At 72.3% G+C, this 24,463-nt stretch carries 27 protein-coding genes; 24 read left to right on the plus strand and 3 right to left on the minus strand.

The features are described from left to right. The 19 genes from rho to E4P39_RS21105 all read left to right on the plus strand — a co-directional run. On the plus strand, positions 1 to 1,592 hold a 1,592-nt coding region (gene rho, locus E4P39_RS21015; protein WP_209306651.1), incomplete at its 5' end, for a transcription termination factor Rho. 138 nt (positions 1,593 to 1,730) lie between these two features. Next, entirely contained in the window at positions 1,731 to 1,967 is a 237-nt protein-coding gene (gene rpmE, locus E4P39_RS21020) for a 50S ribosomal protein L31 (protein WP_135138568.1), read from the plus strand. Positions 1,968 to 2,120: 153 nt separating this feature from the next. After that, positions 2,121 to 3,197, plus strand: a complete 1,077-nt coding sequence (prfA, locus tag E4P39_RS21025; RefSeq protein ID WP_135138570.1) for a peptide chain release factor 1 — start codon at positions 2,121 to 2,123, stop codon at positions 3,195 to 3,197. Positions 3,198 to 3,211: 14 nt separating this feature from the next. Beyond that, positions 3,212 to 4,048 (plus strand): peptide chain release factor N(5)-glutamine methyltransferase, encoded by an 837-nt coding sequence (prmC, locus tag E4P39_RS21030; RefSeq protein WP_280790881.1) that lies wholly within the window; start codon positions 3,212 to 3,214, stop codon positions 4,046 to 4,048. A 27-nt stretch (positions 4,049 to 4,075) separates the two neighbouring features. Beyond that, positions 4,076 to 4,717 carry an L-threonylcarbamoyladenylate synthase gene (locus tag E4P39_RS21035; protein WP_135138571.1) on the plus strand — a complete coding sequence of 214 codons (642 nt, stop codon included), beginning with the start codon at positions 4,076 to 4,078 and terminating at the stop codon, positions 4,715 to 4,717. Positions 4,718 to 4,992: 275 nt separating this feature from the next. Further along, a complete protein-coding gene (glyA, locus tag E4P39_RS21040; RefSeq protein ID WP_135138572.1) occupies positions 4,993 to 6,270 on the plus strand; it encodes a serine hydroxymethyltransferase in 1,278 nt (425 codons plus the stop codon). Positions 6,271 to 6,274: 4 nt separating this feature from the next. Further along, positions 6,275 to 7,537 (plus strand): MraY family glycosyltransferase, encoded by a 1,263-nt coding sequence (locus E4P39_RS21045; protein ID WP_245160011.1) that lies wholly within the window; start codon positions 6,275 to 6,277, stop codon positions 7,535 to 7,537. Further along, a complete protein-coding gene (locus E4P39_RS21050; protein WP_135138574.1) occupies positions 7,534 to 8,001 on the plus strand; it encodes a hypothetical protein in 468 nt (155 codons plus the stop codon). The genes E4P39_RS21045 and E4P39_RS21050 overlap by 4 nt, the downstream gene beginning before the upstream one ends. A 118-nt stretch (positions 8,002 to 8,119) precedes the next feature. Then, positions 8,120 to 8,359, plus strand: a complete 240-nt coding sequence (locus tag E4P39_RS21055; RefSeq protein WP_245160012.1) for an AtpZ/AtpI family protein — start codon at positions 8,120 to 8,122, stop codon at positions 8,357 to 8,359. Continuing rightward, the gene (gene atpB / locus E4P39_RS21060) at positions 8,356 to 9,186 is read left to right on the plus strand and encodes a F0F1 ATP synthase subunit A (RefSeq protein ID WP_135138577.1); all 831 of its coding nucleotides are present in this window, start codon (positions 8,356 to 8,358) and stop codon (positions 9,184 to 9,186) included. The genes E4P39_RS21055 and atpB overlap by 4 nt, the downstream gene beginning before the upstream one ends. Before the next feature lie 64 nt (positions 9,187 to 9,250). Continuing rightward, positions 9,251 to 9,478, plus strand: coding sequence for an ATP synthase F0 subunit C (gene atpE, locus E4P39_RS21065; protein WP_135138579.1), 228 nt, complete (start codon positions 9,251 to 9,253; stop codon positions 9,476 to 9,478). 40 nt (positions 9,479 to 9,518) lie between these two features. Next, a complete protein-coding gene (locus tag E4P39_RS21070) occupies positions 9,519 to 10,088 on the plus strand; it encodes a F0F1 ATP synthase subunit B (RefSeq protein ID WP_209306652.1) in 570 nt (189 codons plus the stop codon). Then, the gene (locus E4P39_RS21075) at positions 10,088 to 10,906 is read left to right on the plus strand and encodes a F0F1 ATP synthase subunit delta (RefSeq protein WP_135138581.1); all 819 of its coding nucleotides are present in this window, start codon (positions 10,088 to 10,090) and stop codon (positions 10,904 to 10,906) included. The genes E4P39_RS21070 and E4P39_RS21075 overlap by 1 nt, the downstream gene beginning before the upstream one ends. Positions 10,907 to 10,962: 56 nt before the next feature. Further along, entirely contained in the window at positions 10,963 to 12,600 is a 1,638-nt protein-coding gene (atpA, locus tag E4P39_RS21080) for a F0F1 ATP synthase subunit alpha (RefSeq protein WP_135138582.1), read from the plus strand. 3 nt (positions 12,601 to 12,603) lie between these two features. Beyond that, positions 12,604 to 13,578 (plus strand): F0F1 ATP synthase subunit gamma, encoded by a 975-nt coding sequence (locus tag E4P39_RS21085; protein ID WP_135138584.1) that lies wholly within the window; start codon positions 12,604 to 12,606, stop codon positions 13,576 to 13,578. Positions 13,579 to 13,640: 62 nt separating this feature from the next. Further along, the gene (gene atpD / locus E4P39_RS21090) at positions 13,641 to 15,086 is read left to right on the plus strand and encodes a F0F1 ATP synthase subunit beta (RefSeq protein WP_135138586.1); all 1,446 of its coding nucleotides are present in this window, start codon (positions 13,641 to 13,643) and stop codon (positions 15,084 to 15,086) included. 155 nt (positions 15,087 to 15,241) lie between these two features. Next, complete coding sequence (locus E4P39_RS21095) at positions 15,242 to 15,475, plus strand: hypothetical protein (protein ID WP_135138588.1); 234 nt, start codon at positions 15,242 to 15,244, stop codon at positions 15,473 to 15,475. Between the two features lie 138 nt (positions 15,476 to 15,613). Further along, positions 15,614 to 16,003 carry a F0F1 ATP synthase subunit epsilon gene (locus tag E4P39_RS21100; RefSeq protein WP_135138590.1) on the plus strand — a complete coding sequence of 130 codons (390 nt, stop codon included), beginning with the start codon at positions 15,614 to 15,616 and terminating at the stop codon, positions 16,001 to 16,003. A 53-nt stretch (positions 16,004 to 16,056) separates the two neighbouring features. After that, positions 16,057 to 16,458: a DUF2550 domain-containing protein gene (locus E4P39_RS21105; RefSeq protein ID WP_135138591.1), complete on the plus strand. Its 402-nt coding sequence runs from the start codon at positions 16,057 to 16,059 to the stop codon at positions 16,456 to 16,458. Between the two features lie 5 nt (positions 16,459 to 16,463). On the opposite strand, the gene E4P39_RS21110 is transcribed toward E4P39_RS21105, so the two are convergent. Next, positions 16,464 to 17,090 (minus strand): cob(I)yrinic acid a,c-diamide adenosyltransferase, encoded by a 627-nt coding sequence (locus tag E4P39_RS21110; RefSeq protein WP_135138593.1) that lies wholly within the window; start codon positions 17,088 to 17,090, stop codon positions 16,464 to 16,466. A 34-nt stretch (positions 17,091 to 17,124) separates the two neighbouring features. On the opposite strand from E4P39_RS21110, the gene murA reads away from it, so the two are divergent. Beyond that, complete coding sequence (murA, locus tag E4P39_RS21115) at positions 17,125 to 18,405, plus strand: UDP-N-acetylglucosamine 1-carboxyvinyltransferase (protein ID WP_135138595.1); 1,281 nt, start codon at positions 17,125 to 17,127, stop codon at positions 18,403 to 18,405. Here murA and E4P39_RS21120 read toward each other — a convergent pair whose 3' ends face one another. Next, a complete protein-coding gene (locus E4P39_RS21120) occupies positions 18,406 to 18,738 on the minus strand; it encodes a hypothetical protein (RefSeq protein WP_135138597.1) in 333 nt (110 codons plus the stop codon). Positions 18,739 to 18,834: 96 nt separating this feature from the next. On the opposite strand from E4P39_RS21120, the gene E4P39_RS21125 reads away from it, so the two are divergent. After that, entirely contained in the window at positions 18,835 to 20,853 is a 2,019-nt protein-coding gene (locus tag E4P39_RS21125) for a protein meaA (protein WP_135138598.1), read from the plus strand. Here E4P39_RS21125 and E4P39_RS21130 read toward each other — a convergent pair. After that, complete coding sequence (locus tag E4P39_RS21130; RefSeq protein ID WP_209306653.1) at positions 20,783 to 21,574, minus strand: DUF2071 domain-containing protein; 792 nt, start codon at positions 21,572 to 21,574, stop codon at positions 20,783 to 20,785. The two genes, E4P39_RS21125 and E4P39_RS21130, sit on opposite strands and share 71 nt — an antisense overlap. A 67-nt stretch (positions 21,575 to 21,641) precedes the next feature. Here E4P39_RS21130 and E4P39_RS21135 point away from each other — a divergent pair, with 67 nt between their 5' ends. From E4P39_RS21135 to E4P39_RS21145, 3 genes are all read left to right on the plus strand, one after another. Continuing rightward, entirely contained in the window at positions 21,642 to 22,415 is a 774-nt protein-coding gene (locus E4P39_RS21135; protein ID WP_135138602.1) for an enoyl-CoA hydratase-related protein, read from the plus strand. A gap of 29 nt (positions 22,416 to 22,444) precedes the next feature. Beyond that, positions 22,445 to 22,921 carry a pyridoxamine 5'-phosphate oxidase family protein gene (locus E4P39_RS21140; RefSeq protein ID WP_209306654.1) on the plus strand — a complete coding sequence of 159 codons (477 nt, stop codon included), beginning with the start codon at positions 22,445 to 22,447 and terminating at the stop codon, positions 22,919 to 22,921. 176 nt (positions 22,922 to 23,097) lie between these two features. Then, a complete protein-coding gene (locus E4P39_RS21145) occupies positions 23,098 to 24,444 on the plus strand; it encodes a dicarboxylate/amino acid:cation symporter (protein WP_135138606.1) in 1,347 nt (448 codons plus the stop codon). The last annotated feature ends 19 nt before the right edge of the window (positions 24,445 to 24,463 follow it).

Here is a 24,463-nt window from a genome sequence, read left to right on the forward strand (position 1 = left end):
GCTCGCGGCTGCGCTGCGGGCGTGGCGGCCGCAACCGCGGCGACCGGGACGGGAACGACCGCCCCGCGAACGACCGCGGTGCCGGCGACCGGGCCACCGGTGAGCGCGCGACCAGCGACCGCGGTGCCAGCGACCGCGGTGCCAACGACCGCGGTGCCAACGACCGGGTCACCAGCGACCGCGGCACCCGCGACGGGGGCAACCGCGACGGCGGCAACCGGGACGGCGGCAACCGCGGTCCCGACCGCGGCGACCGCACCGACAACCGGGGTGGCCGTCCGGACAACCGGAACGACAGCCGTCCGGGGAGCAACCCCAACGACGAGGACGACGACGACTTCGAGGGCGGGCGCGGTCGTCGCGGTCGCCGCTACCGCGACCGCAACAAGCGGGGCGGCAGTGCTCCCGGTGGCCGCGAGCGCTACGACCAGGGCGAGCCGACCGTCAGCGAGGACGACGTCCTCCTGCCGGTGGCGGGCATCCTCGACGTCCTGGACAACTACGCGTTCGTCCGGACCTCGGGCTACCTGACCGGCCCCAACGACGTGTACGTCTCGCTGTCGCAGGTGCGCCGCTACGGCCTGCGCCGCGGCGACGCGATCACCGGCGTCGTCCGGCAGCCCCGCGACGGCGAGCGCAAGGACAAGTACAACGCGCTCGTCCGCCTGGACACGGTCAACGGCCTGGACCCCGAGCAGGCCCGCAACCGGCCGGAGTTCACCAAGCTAACCCCGCTCTACCCGCAGGAGCGCCTACGGCTGGAGACGGAGCCGCACCAGCTGACCACCCGGGTGCTCGACCTGGTCATGCCGATCGGCAAGGGGCAGCGCGCGCTGATCGTCAGCCCGCCGAAGGCCGGCAAGACGATGGTCCTGCAGGCCCTGGCCAACGCGATCACGACGAACAACCCCGAGTGCCACCTCATGGTCGTCCTGGTCGACGAGCGGCCCGAGGAGGTCACCGACATGCAGCGCTCGGTGAAGGGCGAGGTCATCGCCTCGACCTTCGACCGGCCGCCGTCGGACCACACGACCGTCGCGGAGCTCTCGATCGAGCGGGCCAAGCGCCTGGTCGAGATGGGCCACGACGTCGTCGTCCTGCTGGACTCGATCACCCGCCTGGGCCGCGCCTACAACCTTGCGGCCCCCGCCAGCGGGCGCATCCTCTCCGGTGGTGTCGACTCCACGGCGCTCTACCCGCCCAAGCGTTTCCTCGGTGCCGCGCGCAACATCGAGAACGGTGGCTCGCTGACGATCATCGCCTCGGCGCTGGTCGAGACCGGCTCCACGATGGACACGGTCATCTTCGAGGAGTTCAAGGGCACGGGTAACGCGGAGATCAAGCTCGACCGCCGCCTGGCGGACAAGCGGGTCTTCCCGGCCGTCGACGTCAACGCGTCGGGCACCCGCAAGGAGGAGATCCTCATGAACCCCGAGGAGCTCGCCATCGTCATCAAGCTGCGCCGGGTGCTGGGTGCGCTCGAGCCGCAGCAGGCGTTGGAACTCCTGCTCGACAAGCTGAAGAAGACGCGCAACAACGTCGAGTTCCTGATGCAGATCCAGAAGACGACGCTGGGCCCCGGCAACGACTGACCCGCACCGCCCGTCGGCGGGGCGCAGCCGTCAGGAATACTGACCAGCTGAGCCCCGCCGGACGGGCGTGGAATACCACCCGCTCCCCGGCGTTCGACCACACGAACAACAGAGACTTTCTCGGAAGAGGCGATCGGCATGAAGCCCGACATCCACCCCGCGTACAACGAGACCACGGTGACCTGTGGTTGCGGGAACACGTTCACCACCCGCAGCACCTCCCCGACCGGTTCGCTGACCGTCGAGGTCTGCTCGGCCTGCCACCCCTTCTACACCGGCAAGCAGAAGATCCTCGACACCGGCGGCCGCGTGGCCCGCTTCGAGAAGCGCTTCGGCAAGCGGGCTGCCGCCGGCGCCGACACCGCCGCCAAGTAGCTCCTCCGACGGCGCCCGCGCCACTCCCACAAGGGGGTGGGGCGGGCGCCGTCGTCATGTCCAGCCGACGTCCCCGCTTTCGGTACCGGAAGCGCACGCATCGACCTCCCGCTTTCGGTACCGGAAGCGGTCTCTGGGGAAGGGCCGCACCTGATGAGCAGCACCGACGGCTCGCCCGACCGGCTGTCCGCCCTGCTCGACGAGCACGCCTCCCTGGAGCGCGAGCTCGCCGACCCGACGGTGCACGCCGACCAGTCGCGCGCGCGGCGGCTGAGTCGCCGCTACGCGCAGCTGGCTCCGCTGGTCGAGACGTCCCGGGCACTCGAGGAGGCCCGCGGCAACCTCGCCACCGCCCGCGAGCTCGCCGGTGAGGACGCCTCCTTCGCTGCCGAGGCCCGCACGCTCGAGTCGCAGGTCGAGGAGCTCTCGGGCCGGCTGCGCGAACAGCTGCTGCCCAAGGACCCCGACGACGACAAGGACGTCATCCTCGAGATCAAGGCGGGGGAGGGCGGCGCGGAGTCGGCGCTGTTCGCCGGCGACCTGCTGCGCATGTACCTGCGCTACGCCGAGCGCCGCGGGTGGTCGGCCGAGGTCATCGACGCCGTCGACGCCGACCTGGGCGGCTACAAGGACGTCTCGGTCGCGGTGAAGTCGCGGGGGGACGAGGGCATCTGGTCGCGGCTGAAGTTCGAGGGGGGTGTGCACCGCGTGCAGCGGGTGCCGGTCACCGAGAGCCAGGGGCGCATCCACACCTCGGCCGCCGGCGTGCTCGTCCTTCCGGAGGCCGAGGAGGTCGACGTCACCGTCGACCCGAACGACCTGCGCATCGACGTCTTCCGCTCCTCGGGGCCCGGCGGGCAGAGCGTGAACACCACCGACTCCGCCGTCCGCATCACCCACCTGCCCAGCGGCATCGTCGTCAGCTGCCAGAACGAGAAGAGCCAGCTGCAGAACCGCGAGTCGGCGCTCCGGATCCTGCGCGCCCGGCTGCTCGTGGCGGCGCGCGAGGAGGCGGCCGCGACCGCCAGCGACCAGCGTCGCAGCCAGATCCGCACGATGGACCGCAGCGAGCGGGTGCGCACCTACAACTTCCCGGAGAACCGGATCGCCGACCACCGGGTCGGCTACAAGGCCTACAACCTCGACCAGGTCATCGACGGCGACCTCGACGCCGTCATCGACTCCCTGGCGGCCGCGCACACCGCGGAGCTGCTGGCGGCCGGCTCCTGAACGTCCGTGACCTGCTGGCCGGAGCCACGCGCCGGCTCACCGACGCCGGCGTGGACTCCCCACGGGTGGACGCCGAGCTGCTGCTCGCCTCCGTCCTCGGGGTGTCCCGCGGCCGGCTCCTGACGCTGCTCGTCGTCCCCGACGACGTCGCCGTCCGGTTCGGCGCGCTGCTGGACCAGCGCGCCGACCGCGTGCCCTTGCAGCACCTCACCGGCCGGGCGCCCTTCCGCTACCTGGAGCTGGCGGTCGGCCCGGGCGTCTTCGTGCCGCGTCCGGAGACCGAGCAGCTCGCCGGGTGGGCGGTGCAGCAGCTCGCCGGGCTTGCCGCGCCCGTGGTCGTCGACCTCGGCGCCGGCTCGGGGGCGCTCGCGCTGTCGATCGCGCACGAGCACCCGGGCGCCCGGGTCACGGCCGTCGAGCGGGACCCGGGGGCGATCGAGTGGACCCGGCACAACGCGGCCGACCGGGCCGTCGCCGGCGACACCCCGGTCCAGGTCCTCCCCGGTGACATGACCGATCCGCAGCTGCTCCGCGGGCTCGACGGCTCGGTCGACCTCGTCGTGTCCAACCCGCCGTACGTACCCGACGGAGCCCGGGTGCCGCGCGAGGTGGCCGACCACGACCCGCCGCTGGCGCTCTGGGGAGGACCGGACGGCCTGGACGTCGTCCGCGGCCTCCTGGTCACCGCCGCGCGGCTGCTCCGCGCGGGGGGTCTGCTCGGCATCGAGCACGCCGACCAGCAGGGGAGCAGCCTGCCTGCGCTCGTCCGTGCGCACGGGAGCTACACCGAGGTCGAGGACCATCCCGACCTCGCCGGCCGCCCCCGTTTCACCACCGCGCGCCGGGCCTGAGGCGGCCGTCGGGGAGACTCTTCCCCCGTGGCCGACCTCTACGACTGCTCCGACCCCGACCAGCGCGCCGCCGGCCTCGACGCCGCGGTCGCCGCGATCAGCCGGGGCGAGCTGGTGCTGCTGCCCACCGACACCGTCTACGGCGTCGCGGCCGACGCGTTCACGCCTGCCGCGGTGACCGGACTGCTGGCCGCGAAGAACCGCGGACGCGCCATGCCCGTCCCCGTGCTGGTCGGTGAGGCCTCGACCCTGGGCGGGCTGGTCATCGACCTGCCCCCCGTCGCGAACGAGCTGGCGCAGGCCTTCTGGCCCGGCGGGCTCACGCTCGTCCTCGAGCACGCGCCGTCCCTGGCCTGGGACCTCGGCGACGCCGAGGGAACGGTCGCCGTCCGGCTGCCGGACGACGACGTCGCCCGCGAGCTCCTCCGCCGCACCGGCCCGCTGGCCGTGTCCAGCGCCAACCGCTCGGGGCGACCGGCGGCGACGAGCGCCCAGGAGGCGGTCGAGCAGCTGGGCGACCACGCGGCCGTCGTCCTCGACGGCGGCCCCCGCGCGAGTTCCACCGCCAGCACCATCGTCGACTGCACCGGCCCGACGCCCAGAGTGCTGCGAGTGGGCGCGATCAGCGTCGCCCGCCTCCGCGAGGTGGCACCGACCTTGACGGATTGACCGGACCACCACGGGCGAGAAAGCCGGGGGTGCGGGGGACGGGATGTCGTGCCGAGTGGGGCCCGGAGGGTCCCGCGCAGGCACGACGCAGCGGCTCGACGCGACTGGGGAACGGAAATTGGCCGCGGTGCGGCCCGGAGGGTCGCAATGTCACAGCGGTGCGATCCGGAGGATCGCAATGTGCACAGCCCATCGCGATACCGTTCAGTCATCCGCCGCGCCGCCCGAGCCCGGGCATCGCGGGCGCCCGCACCGACTTCTGGAGTGCGCCTGAGATGAGCACCCCCTACTGGGGCCCGGACTTCGACGCCCTGGCCGCCTTCGACCCCGACATCGCGAGCGTCGTCACCGACGAGCTGGACCGCCTGCGCAGCGGCCTGCAGCTGATCGCCAGTGAGAACTTCACCAGCCCGGCGGTGCTCGCCGCCCTCGGCAGCACGCTGTCCAACAAGTACGCCGAGGGCTATCCGGGGCGCCGGTACTACGGTGGGTGCGAGGTCGTCGACCGGGCCGAGGAGATCGGCATCGCGCGCGGCAAGGAGCTCTTCGGCGCCGAGCACGTCAACCTCCAGCCGCACTCGGGCGCCAGCGCGAACCTCGCCGCCTACGGCGCGTTCATGCAGCCGGGGGACACCCTGCTGGGCATGGCGCTGCCGCACGGCGGGCACCTGACGCACGGCACCAAGGTGTCGTTCTCGGGCAAGTGGTTCAACGCGGTCCAGTACGGGGTGGCGGAGAAGACCGAGCACATCGACTACGACCAGGTCCGCGACCTCGCCCGCGAGCACCGGCCGAAGATGATCGTCTGCGGCGGCTCGGCGATCCCGCGGCTGATCGACTTCGCCGTCTTCCGCGAGATCGCCGACGAGGTGGGCGCGATCCTCATGGTCGACGCCGCCCACTTCATCGGGCTGGTCGCCGGCAAGGCGATCCCGAGCCCGGTGCCGTACGCCGACGTCGTCACCTTCACCACCCACAAGGTGCTCCGCGGCCCGCGTGGCGGTGCGATCGTCTGCAAGGCCGAGCACGCCAAGGCCATCGACAAGGCGGCGTTCCCGATGATGCAGGGCGGCCCGCTCATGCACGCGATCGCCGCCAAGGCGGTGAACCTGAAGGAGTGCCTGCAGCCCGAGTACCAGACCTACGCGCGCCAGGTGATCACCAACGCCCAGGCGCTCACCGAGGGCCTGGCCGCCGAGGGCCTGCGCCCGGTCGCGGGTGGTACCGACACCCACCTGGCCCTGCTCGACCTGCGCGAGACAGGGGTCACCGGCAAGGACGCCGAGGCGCGCTGCGACGCCGCCGGGATCGTGCTGAACAAGAACGCGATCCCCTACGACCCGCAGCCCGCGTCGATCGCGTCGGGCATCCGGGTCGGCAGCCCGGCGGTGACCACCCAGGGCATGACCGAGAGCGACATGAAGTCGATCGCCTCGCTCATCGGGACCGCGATCCGTGACGAGGACGGCAGCCGCACCGCCGAGGTGGCCGCCGGCGTGCGGGAGCTGGTCGGCGCCCACCCCGCCTACCCGGAACCTGCCCGGGCCGTCTGATCCCGTGCGCGAGTACGCAGTCGTCCTCCTCACCGCCGCGCTGGTCACCTTCCTGTCCACCCCGGTGGTGCGGATGGTCGCCATCCGGCTGCGGATGATGGCTGCGCCGCGGGAGCGGGACGTGCACGTCATCCCGACCCCGCGGGGCGGCGGCGTGGCCATGTACCTCGGCGTCGCCGCCGCGGTGCTGGTCGCGACCCGGCTGCCTGCGCTGCAGCGCACGTTCGAGGACTCCCAGACGGCGGCCGTGCTCGCCGCCGGTGGCCTCATCTGCGCGCTGGGCGTGCTCGACGACAAGTGGGGCCTCGACGCGCTCACCAAGCTGACCGGGCAGATCGCCGCGGCCGGCGTGATGGTGCTGCTCGGGGTGCAGTTGGCTTTCGTGTTCCTCCCGGTGGCCGACATCGGGACCCTGATCCTCGGGCCGGACGTCGGCGTCCCCCTGACGATCCTGCTGACCGTGCTCACGGTGAACGCGCTGAACTTCATCGACGGCCTGGACGGCCTGGCCGCCGGGGTCTCGGCGATCGCGGCGCTGGCCTTCTTCGCGTACAGCTACAACCTGGGCGCCGTCGGGTACGGCGACGTCGCCAGCGCGCCCGCCCTCCTGACCGCCGTGCTCGCCGGGGCCTGTCTCGGGTTCCTGCCGCACAACTTCAGTCCCGCGCGGATCTTCATGGGTGACTCGGGTTCGATGCTGGTCGGCCTGATGCTCGCCGCGGCCGCGGTGTCGGCGACCGGGCGGGTGGACCCCCAGTCCTTCGACTCCGCCGCCACGGTGCTGCCACTGGCGCTGCCGCTCCTCGTGCCGATCGCGATCCTGTTCATCCCGTTCATCGACCTGCTGATGGCCGTCGTCCGCCGGACCCGCAGGGGCCGGTCGCCGTTCTCGCCGGACAAGATGCACCTGCACCACCGGCTGCTCTCCATCGGTCACTCGCACCGCCGGGCCGTGCTGGTCATGTACTTCTGGGCCGCCCTGCTCTCCTTCGGCGCCGTGACGCTGTCGATCACCGGCGGCCGGGCCGAGCTCCTCGTGGCCATCGCCGTCCTGCTGGTGGTCGGGATCGTCGTCCTCCTGAGCCCGCGGGCCCGCCGGGCCGCGCGGGAGGCGCGGGCCGCCGAGCTGATCGCCCAGCGGCAGCGCAGCCGGGCCGAGCACCCCACCGCACGTGCCGCGCGTGCGGCAGCGGTGCGGCCGCCTCCGGCCCCGGCCGACCCCGCCCCGGAGACGCAGCCGGCCGACGCCGGGCAGGTGCTGCGGTGAGCAGCCCTCCGGGGGCGGCACGCAGCGAGGCCCCCTGGGACATCTCCTTCCTCCGCGTCGGGGTGCTGGCGACGGCCGCCGCGACCGCTGTGGCCGCCCCGGTCGCCGCCCTCCTGTCGGGTCTGCCCGGTGCCCTCGGCGTCGTGGCCGGTGCCGCCGTGGTGACGGCGTTCTTCTGCGTGTCGGGTGTCGTCATCGCCTGGGCCGGGCGGATCAACGACGCCTTCACGCTGCCGGCCGCGCTGGGGACGTTCCTGGTGAAGGCGCTGGTGTTCGTCGCCGTCCTGGGCGCCCTGCCGCCGGAGGGCCCGCTGGATCGCCTCGCGCTCGCCTGGGCGGTCATCGGCGGGGCGCTGCTCTGGAGCGCCGTCCAGGTGCGCTGGGTATGGACCCGGCAGCTGTACTACGTGACGCCTCCGGCGCCGCCCGTCCCGGACCCGGAAAAGCCCACGCCACGCGGCTGAGATAGTGTCCGGGCCGATGGCCGAGGACAGCCCTGCTCGCGGGGAAGCTCGACCTCGATCCAGCGAGCCTGCCCGTCCGCCCAGTGGGGCGGACGTCGGGTGGGGGATCACCGGGACGATGCTCTCGGGGATCATCGTCTGGGGCGGGGCCGGGTGGCTGCTCGACCGCTGGCTGGAGACACGGTTCTTCACCTTGGTCGGCGTGCTCCTCGGTCTGACGGTGGCCATCTACCTGGTGGTCGTCAAGTACGGGGTCGTCGACCCGCCGCCGGGAGGTGGTCGGCCCGGCCGCACCACCCCGGGCAGGCGGCGGAGCCGGCCACGGGCGAACGACCAGACGCAGAAGGGACAACGGTGACCTCCAGCGCCTCCGCGCTCCTCGACGTGCTCGCCGCCGAAGGCGGTGGCGGCGACACCGGGTTCCAGGCTCCCACCGTCGAGGAGTTCTACCCCGAGCCGCTCGCGGCCTTCTCGCTGCTCGGCGTGGACTTCGAGATCACCCGGATCACGCTGATCATGTGGCTCGCGACCGCGCTGATGATCGGCCTGATGGTCGCCGCGGTCCGCAAGCCCTCGATCGTGCCCGGGAAGCTCCAGTTCCTCGGCGAGAGCGGCTACTCCCTCGTCCGGGACGGCATCGCCCGCGACGTGATCGGGCCGAAGGGGCTGCCGTTCGCGCCGTTCCTCGCCTCGCTCTTCTTCTTCATCCTCGCGAACAACGCGATGAGCATCGTGCCGCTGGCGCAGATCTCGCCGATGTCGAAGTTCGCGTTCCCGCTCGTCCTCGCCGTCATCACCTGGGTCGTCTACAACTGGGTGGGCATCCGTGAGCAGGGCGCCGGGCGGTACTTCAAGGACGCCGCCGTGCCGCCGGGTGTGCCCATCGGGGCGCTTATCCTGGTGACGCCCATCGAACTGCTGCAGGTCTTCGTGATCCGGCCGTTCACCCTCGCCGTCCGGCTCTTCGCCAACATGTTCGCCGGCCACATGCTGCTGGCGGTGTTCGCCCTCGGAACGGTCTACCTGCTGCAGGTGGGCAACTTCTCGATCATCTTCAGCCCGTTCGCGTTCCTCATGGCGCTGATCATGACGTTCTTCGAGCTGCTGGTGATCGTGCTGCAGGCCTACGTCTTCACCGTCCTGACGGCCACCTATCTCAACGGCGCCGTCGAACCCGCGCACTGACCGCTCCACCCCCGCCAGCCGCCCGGAACGAACCGGGCGACCGACCCAGGAGGAAAACCCCCGCATGATCGACGTTCTCGCAGCAGTCGACGGCAACATCGGCTCCATCGGTTACGGCCTCGCCGCCATCGGCCCCGGCATCGGTGTGGGCATCGTGTGGGCCGCCTACATCCAGGCGACCGCCCGTCAGCCCGAGTCCGCCGGCCTCACCCGCACCTACGCCTTCCTCGGTGCCGCGCTCTCCGAGGCGCTGGCGCTGATCGGCCTGGTCGCGCCCTTCATCTACGGCTGAGCCAGCCGGTCCGGTCCAGCTGACTCAGGGAGTGCACAGCATGATCATCCTCGCCGCGGAGGCACACAATCCGCTGATCCCGCTCGTGAGCGAGATCATCATCGGCACGATCACGTTCGCGATCCTCTGCCTGGTGATGTTCAAGTTCGTCGTGCCACGCTTCGAGCAGGTCTTCGTGGCCCGTCGCGAGGCGATCGAGGGCGGCATGGAGCGCGCCGAGGCGATGCAGGCCGAGGCGAAGGCCGCGCTCGAGCAGTACCGCGCCCAGCTGGCCGAGGCCCGCAACGAGGCCGCGCAGATCCGCGACCAGGCCCGCGCGGAGGGTCAGCAGATCCTCGTGGAGCTGCGGACGCAGGCGCAGGAGGAGTCGGACCGCATCGTCGCCCGCGGCGAGGAGCAGCTGGCCACGCAGAGGCAGCAGCTCGTGAACGAGCTCCGCGGTCAGATCGGCACGCTGGCCGTCGAGCTGGCCGGCCGGGTGGTTGGGGAGTCCCTCGCCGACGACGCCCGCCGGCGGGGCACGGTCGACCGCTTCCTCGCCGAGCTCGACAGCATGGCGACGGCCGGCGACGGCCGCACCGGAGTTCCGGTGTCCGAGGGCAACCGCTGATGGAGGCCTCGAGCCGGGCGGCCACGGTCGTTCTGCGCGAGCGCCTGGCCGAGCTGACGCGCAGCTCCGCGGGGCCCGCCCTGCTGAGCCTCTCCGAGGAGCTGTTCTCGGTCGCGCGGCTGCTCGACGGGCAGCTCTCCCTGCGCCGGGCGCTCGCGGACCCGTCGGGCAAGCCGGAGGAGCGGGCCGCGCTGGTCCGCCGACTCTTCGGCTCCCGCGTGTCGGCGGAGGCGGTCGCGCTCCTCGAGACGATGGCGCAGCAGCGCTGGTCGGGTCCGATCGACCTGGTCGACGCCGTCACCGGGACGGCCACCGAGGCGGCGCTCGAGGCCGCCGACGCCCGGGGCGAGCTCGACAGCGTCGAGGACGAGCTGTTCCGGTTCGGCCGCATCGTCGGCGGCGACCGGGAGCTCGGGCGGATCCTCAGTGACCGCAAGGCCCCGGCCGAGGGCAAGACCGCGCTGCTCGACCGGCTCCTGTCGGGGCGGGTCAGCCCGGTCACCGAGCTGCTGCTCCGCAGCGTGCTCACCGGCCCGCACGCCGGCAGCGCCGAGATCGCCGTCGAGCGGCTGTCCGACGTGGCCAGCCGCCGCCGCGGCCAGTCGGTCGCCCGCGTGACGAGCGCGGTCGCCCTCACGCCCGAGCAGGAGCAACGGCTCACCGCGTCGCTCACCCGGCTCTACGGGCGGACGGTGGGCCTGCAGGTGACCGTCGACCCGAGCCTGCTCGGCGGCCTGGTCGTCCAGGTGGGCGACGAGGTCATCGACGGCAGCATCGCCCACCGCCTGGAAGCCGCCCACCGGCGGCTGGCCGGCTGACCGACCCCAACGCCCCACACCCCAGACCGACCCCGCAGGGAAGAGGACCCAGACCCATGGCCGAGCTGACGATCTCCGCAGACGAGATCCGCAGTGCCATCCAGAGCTACGTCACCGAGTACAGGCCCGACGTCTCCCGTGAGGAGGTCGGGATCGTCACCGAGGCAGGTGACGGCATCGCCCGGGTCGAGGGGCTGCCCTCGGTCATGACCAACGAGCTGCTCGAGTTCGAGAGCGGCGTCCGCGGCCTGGCCCTGAACCTGGACGTGCGCGAGGTCGGCGTCGTCATCCTGGGTGACTTCTCCGGGATCGAGGAGGGCCAGCAGGTCCGCCGCACCGGGGAGGTGCTCTCCGTGGCCGTCGGCGACGGGTACCTCGGCCGTGTCGTCGACCCGCTGGGCAACCCGATCGACGGGGCCGGCCCGATCGAGACCACCGGCCGCCGCGCCCTCGAGCTGCAGGCGCCCACCGTCGTCCAGCGCCAGTCGGTGAAGGAGCCGCTGCAGACCGGCATCAAGGCCATCGACGCCATGACGCCGATCGGCCGCGGCCAGCGTCAGCTGGTCATCGGTGACCGTCAGACCGGCAAGACGGCGATCGTGACCGACACGATCATCAACCAGAAGGAAGCCTGGGCGACCGGCGACCCGGCGCAGCAGGTGCGCTGCATCTACGTCGCCGTCGGCCAGAAGGGCTCGACGATCGCGGCGATCCGCACGGCCCTCGAGGAGGCCGGCGCGATGGAGTACACGACCATCGTCGCCGCTCCCGCGTCCGAGGCCGCCGGGTTCAAGTACATCGCCCCCTACGCCGGCTCGGCCATCGGCCAGCACTGGATGTACGAGGGCAAGCACGTCCTGATCGTCTTCGACGACCTGTCCAAGCAGGCCGAGGCCTACCGCGCTGTCTCGCTGCTGCTGCGTCGCCCGCCGGGCCGCGAGGCCTACCCGGGCGACGTCTTCTACCTGCACTCCCGTCTGCTGGAGCGCTGCGCGAAGCTGTCCGACGACCTCGGCGCCGGATCGATGACCGGGCTGCCGCTCGTCGAGACGAAGGGCAACGACGTCTCGGCCTACATCCCGACCAACGTCATCTCGATCACCGACGGGCAGATCTTCCTCGAGACCGGTCTGTTCAACTCCGGTGTGCGCCCGGCCATCAACGTCGGCATCTCGGTGTCCCGCGTCGGCGGGTCCGCGCAGATCAAGGCCATGCGGTCGGTGGCCGGCCGGCTGCGGCTGGACCTCGCCCAGTTCCGTGAGCTCGAGGCCTTCGCGTCGTTCTCCTCCGACCTGGACGCCTCCAGCCGCGCGACCCTGGACCGCGGTTCCCGGCTGGTCGAGCTGCTCAAGCAGGGCCAGTACTCGCCGTTCCCGGTCGAGCGCGAGGTCGTCTCGCTGTGGCTGGGCACGACCGGCAAGCTCGACGTCGTGCCGGTGAACGACGTGCGGCGCTTCGAGTCGGAGTTCCTCGACTTCGTCGCCCGCGGGGACAACGGCATCTTCGACGAGATCCGCCAGACCAAGGTGCTCGGCGACGACGCCGTGCAGAGCCTGGAGAAGGCGGTCGAGGCGTTCTACGGCCAGTTCACGACCGGGGAGGGCGAGACGCTCAAGGTCAACGAGCCCGAGGCCGAGGCGATGGACGCGTCCGAGCGTGGCCAGGAGCGCGTCCAGGTCAAGAAGAAGGCCTGACCCATGGCCGGCACTCTCCGCGCGCTGCGGCGCCGCATCCGCTCCACGCGGTCGACGAAGAAGATCTTCTCGGCCCAGGAGCTGATCGCCGGTGCCCGCATCGTCAAGGCACAGGCCCGGGTCGAGGCCTCCAAGCCCTACGCCCGGGAGATCACGCGGGTGCTGTCGGCGCTCGCGTCGTCGGCCTCGCTGGACCACCCGCTGCTGACCGAGCGCCAGAACCCGAAGCGCGCCGGGGTCCTGGTGATCACCTCGGACCGCGGGTTCGCCGGCTCGTACAACGTGAACGTGCTCCGGCGGACCGAGGAACTGCTCTCCCTGCTGCGCCAGGAGGGCAAGGAGCCGGTGCTCTACGTCGTGGGCCGGAAGGGGGAGACCTACTACTCCTTCCGTGACCGCGCGATGGCCGAGACCTTCACCGGCTTCTCCGAGCAGCCCAAGTACACCGACGCGCAGGCGGTCGGCACCGTCCTCATCGACGTCTTCACCGCCGGTGAGGACGACGAGGAGGGCGGCGCCGGGGCGGACGGCATCCTCGGCGTGGACGAGTTGCACATCGTCTACACCGAGTTCCGCTCGCTGCTCGCCCAGGTGCCCGTCGCCAAGCGGATGGCACCGCTGGAGGTCGAGGAGGTCGAGGAGTTCGACTACGAGCGCGAGGACCGGGAGCACGGCCAGACCGGCAGCGACTCCGGCGTCCCGACGTCCTACGAGTTCGAGCCCTCGGCCGAGGGCCTGCTCGACGCGCTGCTGCCGAAGTACGTCACCACCCGGATCTACGCCGCGATGCTCGAGGCGGCCGCCTCGGAGTCGGCGTCGCGACGCCGGGCGATGAAGTCGGCCTCCGACAACGCCGAGGAGCTGGCGAAGAACCTCTCCCGGCAGGCCAACCAGGCCCGTCAGGCAGAGATCACCCAGGAGCTGAGCGAGATCGTCGGCGGGTCCGAGGCGCTGGCCTCGGCGAGCTCCGGCGACTGACCTTCCATGTTCGTTCTGAAGACGCGAGACCACCGCAGCCCGAGGGCAGGAGAGCACTACAGATGACCGTCACCGAGGACCGTCCGACCAACCAGCAGACCCAGGCCGCCGGCCGCGTCGTGCGGGTCACCGGGCCGGTCGTCGACGTCGAGTTCCCCCGCGACGCGATGCCCGACCTGTTCAACGCCCTGAAGGTCGAGGTCACGCTGGCCGACCTGGGCAAGACCCTGACCCTCGAGGTCGCGCAGCACCTCGGCGAGGGCGTCGTCCGCACCATCTCCATGGCCCCGACCGACGGCCTCGTCCGCGGCGCCCAGGTGACCGACACCGGATCGGCGATCAGCGTGCCGGTCGGCGATGTCGTCACGGGACATGTCTGGAACGCCCTGGGCGAGTGCCTGGACGAGCCCGGCTACGGCGCCGACGCCGAGCGCTGGACGATCCACCGGCACGCGCCGCGCTTCGACCAGCTCGAGGGCCGCACCGAGATGCTGGAGACCGGCATCAAGGTCATCGACCTGCTGACCCCGTACGTGGCCGGCGGGAAGATCGGCCTGTTCGGCGGGGCCGGCGTGGGCAAGACCGTGCTGATCCAGGAGATGATCCGCCGCGTCGCCCAGGAGTTCGGTGGCGTCTCGGTGTTCGCCGGCGTCGGCGAGCGCACCCGTGAGGGCAACGACCTCATCACCGAGATGACCGAGTCCGGCGTCATCGAGTCCACCGCCCTGGTGTTCGGTCAGATGGACGAGCCGCCGGGCACCCGGCTGCGCGTGGCGCTGTCGGCGCTGACGATGGCGGAGTACTTCCGGGACGAGAAGAACCAGGACGTGCTGCTCTTCATCGACAACATCTTCCGGTTCACGCAGGCCGGCTCCGAGGTCTCCACGCTGCTCGGCCGCATGCCGTCGGCCGTCGGTTACCAGCCGACCCTGGCCGACGAGATGGGGGAGCTGCAGGAGCGGATCACGTCGACCCGTGGACGCTCGATCACCTCGCTGCAGGCGATCTACGTGCCCGCCGACGACATCACCGACCCCGCGCCGCACACCACGTTCGCCCACCTCGACGCGACGACCGTGCTCTCGCGGCCGATCTCGGAGAAGGGCATCTACCCGGCCGTCGACCCGCTGGACTCCACCAGCCGGATCCTCGACCCGCAGTACGTGGGCCAGGAGCACTACGACATCGCGCAGACGGTGAAGCGGATCCTCCAGCGCTACCAGGAGCTCCAGGACATCATCGCCATCCTCGGCATCGACGAGCTCGGCGAGGAGGACAAGGTCACGGTCAACCGGGCCCGGCGCATCGAGCGCTTCCTCTCGCAGAACATGTTCGTGGCCGAGGCCTTCACCGGGCAGCCTGGCTCCTTCGTGCCGCTCTCGGAGACCCTGGAGGCCTTCAAGGCGCTGACCGAGGGCACCTACGACCATCTCCCCGAGCAGGCCTTCTTCATGCAGGGTGGGCTCGAGGACCTCGAGAAGAACGCGGAGAAGCTCAAGAAGGGCTGATCGCAGCCGCGCTGGGCAGCCGGACTGAAGGCTGATCCCGCGTTCCGCCCGGCCGGGCCCCCGTTCACGGGGGCCCGGCCGTCTTCGTCCACGGGGACGTCTGCGTCACCCGACCGGGTAGTTCGGGGCTAGGGTTCTGCACAGGACGGTAGGAAGTGCCGACCATTCCAGAGGTCGCCCGATCCGCGGGCGTCGTGACGGGGAACGCCGTGGACCTGAACGCCGATCAGCCCAGGAGCGACGAGGGCGACTGGAGCTGGCCCCCGTACGCGCCGTGCGAGTCCGGCGAGGTCTCGTTCAGCACGGAGCAGTGGGCCCCGGCCTCCACCGTGCGCCGGCCGTGGGTGCGTGTCGGCCGCTGGACCCTGCTCTACCGCCGCGGCGCCTGACGGGTCCCCAGAACCGCCGCAGAGCCGCCGGCGACACGCCGCTAGAGTGGGCGTGATCCGTTGCCGTGTCCTTCCGGGCCGGCGCCCGTACGCACCGCACCCCTTCGCTGACGAAGGGGCGGAACCCCGAGGAGTGTCGTGGCGACCCTGCAGGTCGAGTTGGTGGCCGTCGAGCGGAAGATCTGGTCCGGCGAGGCGACGATGGTCATCGCCCGCACCACGGAGGGCGAGCTCGGGGTCCTGCCCGGCCACGCGCCGCTGCTCGGCCAGCTCGCGGAGGGCGGCGTCGTCACGATCCGCACCGACTCCGGGGACGACGTCGTCGTGGCGGCCCATGGCGGCTTCCTCTCGGTGACCGAGCGCGGCGTCTCCATCCTGGCCGAGACGGCCGAGATCGCGAGCGAGATCGACGTGGAGCGCGCCCGCGAGGCGCTGCGCCGTGCCGAGGAGGCCGGTGACGACCCGGAGGCGATGGACGCCGCGCGGCGCGCGCAGTCCCGGCTGCGGGCGGCCGGCGAGAACGCCTGAGGCGTCGAACCACCGCGCGCTGACCCAGCCGGACGCATGACCACGCACGCGCCGTGACCACGGTCCTGCTGGTGCTGCTCGCAGTCCTGGTCGTCGGGCTGGCGGTGGCGTTCCTGCTGCGCCGGCGCTTCCTGCTCTCCGGGCTGGGTGCGGTCACCGTGTGGCTGCGGCCGGTCGGCTCGCCCCGCTGGTCGGTGGGCGTCGCCTGGTACAGCGGCGACGTCCTGCTCTGGTACCGGGGGCTGTCGCTGTCCGTGCGCCCGCAGGAGCGGTTCTGCCGCTCCGAGCTCCGGATCGACTCCCGCCGGGAGGCCGGCCGGGACGACCTGTCGCTGCCCGCGGACGTCGTCGTCCTCGCCTGCACGACCCCCGAAGGCCCCCGTGACCTGGCGATGGACCCCTCGACGGTGACCGGCTTCCTCTCCTGGATGGAGTCGGCGCCGCCCGGCGGCTGAACGGGTCAGTCGGCCGGCTCCGCCGTGCCCGGATCCGCAGCCGCCTTCTGGGCGTGTGCGCCACTGTGCGCGCCGGGCTCCCACAGCACGTCCCCGCCGGGGTTGGCGCCCCGCGCCAGGATGAACAGCAGGTCGGAGAGCCGGTTGAGGTAGCGCGCGGTCTCCGGATTGGTGTGCGCGCCGTCGGCCGCCAGCAGGGCCCACACGCTGCGCTCGGCCCGCCGGACGACCACCCGTGCCTGGTGCAGGAGCGCCGCCCCCGGGGTCCCGCCCGGGAGGATGAAGCTGGCCAGCGTCGGCAGCGCCTCGTTGTACGCGTCGCAGGCCGCCTCGAGCCGCTCGGTGTAGGCGGCGGTCACCCGGAGCGGCGGGAACTGCGGATCCGGGGTGACCGGGGTGCAGAGGTCGGCCCCCACGTCGAACAGATCGTTCTGCACGGAGCGGAGCAGGTCGGCGACCGCCGGCTCCGGGGACCCCAGCGCGAGGGCCACCCCCAGCACGCTGTTCGCCTCGTCCACGTCGGCGAAGGCCACCAGCCGGGGATCGGTCTTCTCCACCCGGCTCATGTCGCCCAGGTGCGTCTGCCCGGCGTCGCCGGTCTTCGTGTAGATGCGGGTGAGCCGGACCGTCATGACCGCGAGCCTAGGACGTCCGTAGGGTGACCGCGTGGAGTGCTTCGAGGTGACCGGCGGTGCGGTCCTGAACGGACGCGTCCGGGTCACCGGCGCGAAGAACAGCGCACTCAAGCTGATGGCGGCGGCGCTGCTCGCGACCGGCACGACCACCATCGACGAGGTCCCCGACATCCTCGACGTCGCGATCATGAGCGAGGTGCTCCGGCGCCTCGGCTGCGAGGTGACCTACGAGCGCACCGGGAACGGCAGCGGAGGCGGCCGGGTCGTCGTCGACGTGCCCGAGAAGCCCTCCACCGAGACGGACTACGACCTGGTCCGCCGGATGCGCGCCTCCATCAGCGTGCTCGGCCCGCTCGTGGCCCGCTGCGGGAGCGCGCGGGTGGCGCTGCCCGGAGGCGACGCGATCGGCTCGCGAGGGCTCGACATGCACATCTCCGGCCTCGAGCGGCTCGGGGCCACCATCGTCAGCGAGCACGGCTTCCTCATCGCGACCGCCCCGCGGCTCGTCGGGACCTCGATCTGGCTGGACTTCCCGTCGGTCGGGGCCACCGAGAACCTCGTGATGGCGGCCGTCCTCGCCAGCGGCACGACCGTCGTCGACAACGCCGCCCGCGAGCCGGAGATCGTCGACCTCTGCGCGATGCTCACCGCGATGGGCGCCCGCATCGACGGGGCCGGCACCTCGACCATCACCGTCGACGGCGTCGATGCGCTCTCGCCGGTGTCGTACACGACCGTGCCCGACCGGATCGTCTCCGGGACCTGGGCCATCGGGGCGGTCATGACCCGCGGGGACGTCGTCGTCGAGCGCGCGGTCGCCGACCACCTGACCGTCGCGCTGGACAAGCTGACCGACGCGGGAGCCGTCGTGGAGGTGCTGCCGGACGGGTTGCGGGTGTCGATGAACGACCGCCCGCGCTGCGTCGACGTCGTCACGCTGCCCTACCCGGGCTTCCCGACCGATCTGCAGCCGATGGCGGTCGCGCTCGCCGCCGTCTCGACCGGGACGGCGCTGATCACCGAGAACGTGTTCGAGGGCCGGTTCATGTTCGTCAACGAGCTCGTCCGGCTCGGCGCCGACGTGCGCACCGACGGCCACCACGCCGTCGTCCGCGGGCGGGAGCGGCTCTCCAGCGCGCCCGTCGTCGCGACCGACATCCGCGCCGGCGCCGGGCTCGTGCTGGCCGGGCTGGTGTCGGACGGCATCACCGAGGTGCAGGACGTGCACCACGTCGACCGCGGATATCCCGACTTCGTCCAGCAGCTCCGCGGGCTCGGCGCGACGATCGAACGCACCCAGCGCCCCGACTGACTACTCGGGACCCGGAAAGGTGGCCGCCAGGGCTCTGGCCCGGTCGGCGTCCTCCGGGAAGACCAGCACGTCGGCCCGGTGGGCGGCGGGGAACCGGATGGTCGAGCGGATGCCGGCGTCGGAGAGCACGGCGCGCAGTGCGTGCGCCGACTCGCGGCGGGAGACCGTGGCGATGCGGGTGAGCAGCTCGTCACCGGCCGGCGCCGCGGGTCGCACGCGCGCCGTGCTGCTGCCGAAGGCCCACCGCATGAACAGGGCCAGCAGCCCAAGGACGACGAACGCGATGACCGGGCCCACCAGGTAGTGCAGGTTGCTGCCCGCTCCGATCGGCATGCGCCACCTCCCGTCCGAACGCGATCGAGTGTGCCACCGGCCGCAGCCCGGGGGCGGGGCTGCTACTGGGGAGTAACCGCCCTAGACTCCGCGGGCATGCCGTTCCCGCACGTGCCGGAGGAGCGCGACCGCCCCTGGGTCATGCGCACCTACGCCGGCCACTCCTCGCCGGCCGAGTCCAACGCCCTGTACCGGCGCAACCTCGCGAAGGGCCAGACCGGCCTGTCGGTCGCCTTCGACCTGCCGACGCAGACCGGCTACGACCCGGACCACGAGCTCGCCGTAGGTGAGGTCGGCAAGGTCGGTGTGCCGGTGACCCACATCGGCGACATGCGGGCGCTCTTCGACGGCATCCCGCTCGACGAGATGAACACGTCGATGACGATCAACGCGCCCGCGATGTGGCTGCTGGCGCTGTACCAGGCGGTCGCCGAGGAGCACGGGCACGACGTCTCGAAGCTCGCCGGGACGACGCAGAACGACATCATCAAGGAGTACCTGTCGCGGGGCACCTACGTCTTCCCGCCGGCGCCGTCGATGCGGCTGATCACCGACATGGTGGCCTACACGGTGACGGCGATGCCGAAGTGGAACCCGATCAACATCTGCAGCTACCACCTGCAGGAGGCCGGGGCCACGCCGGTGCAGGAGATCGCCTACGCGATCAGCACGGCGATCGCCGTCCTCGACTCCGTGCGCGACTCGGGGCAGGTCCCGCAGGAGCGGTTCGGCGAGGTCGTCGCCCGCATCTCCTTCTTCGTCAACGCGGGCGTCCGCTTCGTCGAGGAGATGTGCAAGATGCGCGCCTTCACCCAGCTCTGGGACGAGCTGACGAAGGAGCGCTACGGCGTCGAGGACCCCAAGCACCGCCGCTTCCGCTACGGCGTGCAGGTCAACTCCCTGGGCCTGACCGAGGCGCAGCCGGAGAACAACGTGCAGCGGATCGTCCTGGAGATGCTGGGCGTCACGCTCTCCCGGGACGCCCGCGCCCGGGCCGTGCAGCTGCCTGCCTGGAACGAGGCGCTCGGCCTCCCGCGGCCCTGGGACCAGCAGTGGTCGCTGCGGCTGCAGCAGGTGCTGGCGTTCGAGACCGACCTGCTCGAGTACGAGGACCTGTTCACGGGCTCGGTCGTCGTGGAGCAGAAGGTCGCCGAGCTCGTCGAGGGCGCCCGGGCCGAGATGGCCCGCGTCGAGCAGCTGGGCGGCGCGGTCGCGGCGGTCGAGTCCGGGTACATGAAGAGCGCGATGGTCGGCTCGCTGGCCGAGCGGCGCCGGCGGATCGAGAGCGGTGAGGACGTCGTCGTCGGCGTCAACCGGTTCGAGACGACGGAGCCCAATCCGCTCACCGCCGACCTCGACACCGCGATCATGGTCGTCGACCCGGCCGTGGAGAACGCGGCGCAGGAGGCCGTGCGGACGTGGCGGGCCCAGCGCGACCAGGCCGCCGCCGACCAGGCGCTCGACGCCCTGCGCGCGGCCGCCGGCACCGACACCAATCTGATGGCCGCCACCCTCGACTGCGCCCGCGCGCGCGTGACGACGGGGGAGTGGGCCGGCGTCCTCCGCGAGGTGTTCGGCGAGTACCGGGCGCCCACCGGCGTCGCCGCGGCGAGCGCCGGAGGTGAGGCCGACGCCACGCTGACCGACGTCCGCGAGCGCGTGCGGGCCACCGGCGAGGAGCTCGGCGGACGGCTGCGCTTCCTGGTCGGCAAGCCCGGCCTCGACGGGCACTCCAACGGCGCCGAGCAGATCGCGGTGCGCGCCCGCGACGCCGGCTTCGAGGTCGTCTACCAGGGCATCCGGCTCACGCCGGCGCAGATCGTCTCGGCGGCCGTGGAGGAGGACGTGCACGTCGTCGGGCTGTCGGTCCTGTCGGGCTCGCACCTGCAGGTCGTCCCGGCGGTGCTGCGCGGCCTGAAGGAGGCCGGCCTGGACGACGTCCCGGTGGTGGTCGGCGGGATCGTGCCCGACAGCGACGCCCGGCGGCTGCGCGAGCAGGGTGTGGCCCGCGTCTTCACCCCGAAGGACTTCGGGCTGACCGACATCATGGGCCAGATCGTCGACGTCGTCCGCGAGGCGAACGGCCTCGACGAGAAGGTGCCGGCGCCGGCCTGACCGGCACTGGCGGCCCGAATCGGGCCGCCACCCCCGGCGAGAACAGCACGCTGTCGGGGGGTCCCGTCGCCGGGTCCAGCCCGGCGGCGGTCAGCAGCGACTCCTCCAGGTCCAGCAGCTCCGCCCGGTGCAGCGGCCACTCGCCGTGCTCGTTGGGCCAGAACACCGGGCCGTCGCGGCCGGGGCGGTGCAGGCCCCACCGCGCGGTGAGGAAGCGCGCCAGCGGGTCGACCTCGGGAAGGGCACCGCCCACCCGCACGACGACCCGGCTGCGCGGGCCGGGCCCTCGGCGTCGCGAGGTGTAGGTGAGGACGGCGCCGGCGCGGGCGATCCGCATCCGCGACCAGGCGTAGGGCAGGCCGGCGGCCCAGCGTCCGGCCAGCACCGGGAGCAGCCGCTCGGCGTCGAGGGAGCGGAACACCACGCCGCGGCGTCCGTCCCCGTCGACCGAGTACAGCCGGACGTTGGTCTCGGCGAACGACCCGAGGTAGGGCAGGCCGGGCGCCCCGAGCAGCCCGACGCGGTGCATCCGGAAGGGGATCAGCCCCACGTAGGTGCACCCGTCGTGCACGTCCGGCACGGTGCCGGCGGGCAGCAGGGGCGCGACGCGGGCCGGGTCCACGGCCCAGTGCAGGAAGGTGACGTCCCGCCAGTCCTGGGTGGACACGGTGCGGCCGGCCGGCCGGGGAGCGGTCGGGGTCAGCGGTTCGGCACCGGGCACGGCCTCAGCTTCCCTGGTCGGCACCCTGTCGTTGCCGGATGCGGCCCCGGCGTGATGGAGTCGGTCCATGAGCGGCAACGGAGCCCCACGGGTCGAACGCGACGGCGACATCGTCCAGATCACGATGGTGCGGCCCGCGAAGCGGAACGCGCTGTCCCGGGAGCACCTGACCCAGCTGCTGGCCGCCGTCACCGAGGTGGGCGGCAGCGACGCGACCGGCATCGTCCTGGCGGCGGAGGGCCCGGTGTTCAGCGCCGGGCACGACTTCGCCGACGTCTCCGGTGCGCCGCTGCCCGACGTGCGCAGCCTGCTGGCGCTGTGCACGGAACTCATGCAGACCGTCCAGGACGTGCCGCAGGTGGTCCTCGCGCGGGTGCACGCGCTGGCGACCGCGGCCGGCTGCCAGCTCGTCGCCTCCTGCGACCTGGCCGTCGCCGCGGAGTCGGCGGGGTTCGCCGCCCCGGGCGGCAAGGGTGGCTGGTTCTGCCACACGCCGATGGTGGCGATCGCCCGCAACGTCGGCCGGAAGCGGGCGATGGAGCTTGCCCTGACCGGTGACGTCATCGACGCGCGGACCGCGCTGGACTGGGGGCTGGTCAACCGGGTCGTGCCCGACGACGAGCTGGACGAGGCCGTGGACGACCTCATGGCCCGGGCCACCCGCGGCTCGCGGGCCAGCAAGGCCTGGGGCAAGCAGACGATGTACGCCCAACTCGACCGCCCGGAGCGGGACGCCTACACGACCGCGATCGAGGTCATGGCCGCGGCCAGCCAGATCCCCGGCGCCCGCGAGGGCATGGCCGCCTTCCTCGAGAAGCGGAAGCCGGTCTGGACCGACTGATGACCGGGCCGGCTCCCGATCGTCCCTGGATGCCGGGGTACGGGGTGCTGCCGGCCGACCAGGGCAGCGGACTGATGGCCTGGGCGGAGGCCGAGCGCCGGCTGACCGTCTCGCACGACTACTGGTGTGCCACTGTCCGCCCCGACGGGCGGCCGCACGTCATGCCGGTGTGGGGTGTCTGGCTCGACGCGCGGCTCTGGTTCTCCACCGGCATGCGCTCCCGCAAGGCCCGCGACGTCGCCGTCGAGCCGCGCTGCACGCTGACCACGGACGACGCCCGCGACCCCGTCGTCGTCGACGGCGTGGCCGAGCAGGTGACCGACCGGGCCGGGATCGAGGGGTTCGTGGCAGCGGTGAACGGCAAGTACGGCGGCGGGGTGAGGGTCGATTTCCTGGACCCCGCCGTCAACGGCACGTTCTCGGTCCGACCGGAGTGGGTCTTCGCGATCTCCGAGGACGACTTCTCCGGCAGCCCGACCCGGTGGCGGTTCCCGCAGCCCGGGTGAGGCTGCGCACAACCGGGATGCGGCAGCCGATCGTCCGCATTGACCCAGGCGTGCAGAACCTCTGGGACCTCACGCGGCGGCGCGCCGTGGACTTCGGACGGGTGACGACCGCGGCCTGTTGACCGCCTCGCCCCGCCCCGTCCCTTGCTGCATCACTCCCCGAAAGGCACTTCCTCGTGCTCGCTCGTCTCCGCCGCGTCCCGTTCGCGGCGCAGGTCCTGATCGCCCTCGTCCTCGGCGTGGTCCTCGGCCTCGTCGCCCGTGAGATCGGCCCCGTCGCCGACGGCTCGCCCAACTGGCTCACCAGCACGCTGCAGACCATCGGCGGCACCTTCGTGACGCTGCTGAAGGTGCTCGTCCCGCCGCTGATCGTCACCGCGGTGATCGTCAGCATCGCCAACCTCAAGCAGGTGTCCAACGCCGCGCGGCTCGCCGGCCAGACGCTGCTCTGGTTCGCCGTCACCGCGCTCATCTCCGTCGCGATCGGCATCGGCCTGGGCCTGCTCACCCAGCCCGGCCGCAACAGCTCCGTCGATGCGGCGAGCGCGACCGACCCGGAGAAGACCGGCTCCTGGTTCGACTTCCTCACCGGCATCGTGCCCGGCAACATCTTCGGCCTCCAGGGCTCCGCGGAGGGCGCGCTGTCCTTCAACGTCCTCCAGCTGATCGTCATCGCGGTGGCCATCGGCGTCGCGGCGCTCAAGGTCGGCGAGCCGGCCGAACCGTTCCTCGGCTTCGTCCGCTCCGCACTGGCGATCGTCCAGAAGGTGCTGTGGTGGGTCATCCTGCTGGCCCCGATCGGCACGCTCGGCCTGATCGGCAACGCCGTCGCCAGCTACGGGTGGGAGTCCCTCGGCTCGCTCGGCGTCTTCACCGGGGCGGTCTACGCCGGTCTCGCGCTCGTGCTGTTCGTCGTCTACCCGGTGCTGCTGCGGGCGCACGGGCTCTCGCCGCTGCGCTTCTTCGCGGGCGCCTGGCCGGCCATCCAGCTGGCCTTCGTCTCCCGCTCCTCGATCGGCACGCTCCCGGTGACCGAGCGGGTGACCGAGCAGAACCTCGGCGTCCCGCGGTCCTACGCCTCGTTCGCCGTCCCGCTCGGGGCGACGACGAAGATGGACGGCTGCGCCGCGATCTACCCGGCGCTGGCGGCGATCTTCGTGGCCCAGTTCTTCGGCGTGGACCTCGGGATCACCGACTACCTGCTGATCGCGCTGGTCTCCGTCGTCGGCTCGGCCGCCACCGCCGGGGTCACCGGCGCGGTGGTCATGCTGACGCTGACCCTGTCCACGCTCGGCCTGCCGCTGGCCGGCGTCGGCCTGCTCCTGGCCATCGACCCGATCCTCGACATGGGCCGCACCGCGGTGAACGTGGCCGGTCAGGCGCTGGTCCCGACGATCGTCGCCAAGCGAGAGGGCATCCTCGACGTCGAGCGGTACCGGTCGGGCCGCCCGGCGGAGCCGCTCGCGGCCGTCGAGGCCCAGGGTGGCGTGGACGCCGACCTGCGGCAGCCCGCGACCGTCTGAGTTCCCCTGCACGCCGGCC

The organism is Blastococcus sp. CT_GayMR19 (assembly GCF_004570385.1).
GTDB lineage: Bacteria > Actinomycetota > Actinomycetes > Mycobacteriales > Geodermatophilaceae > Blastococcus_B.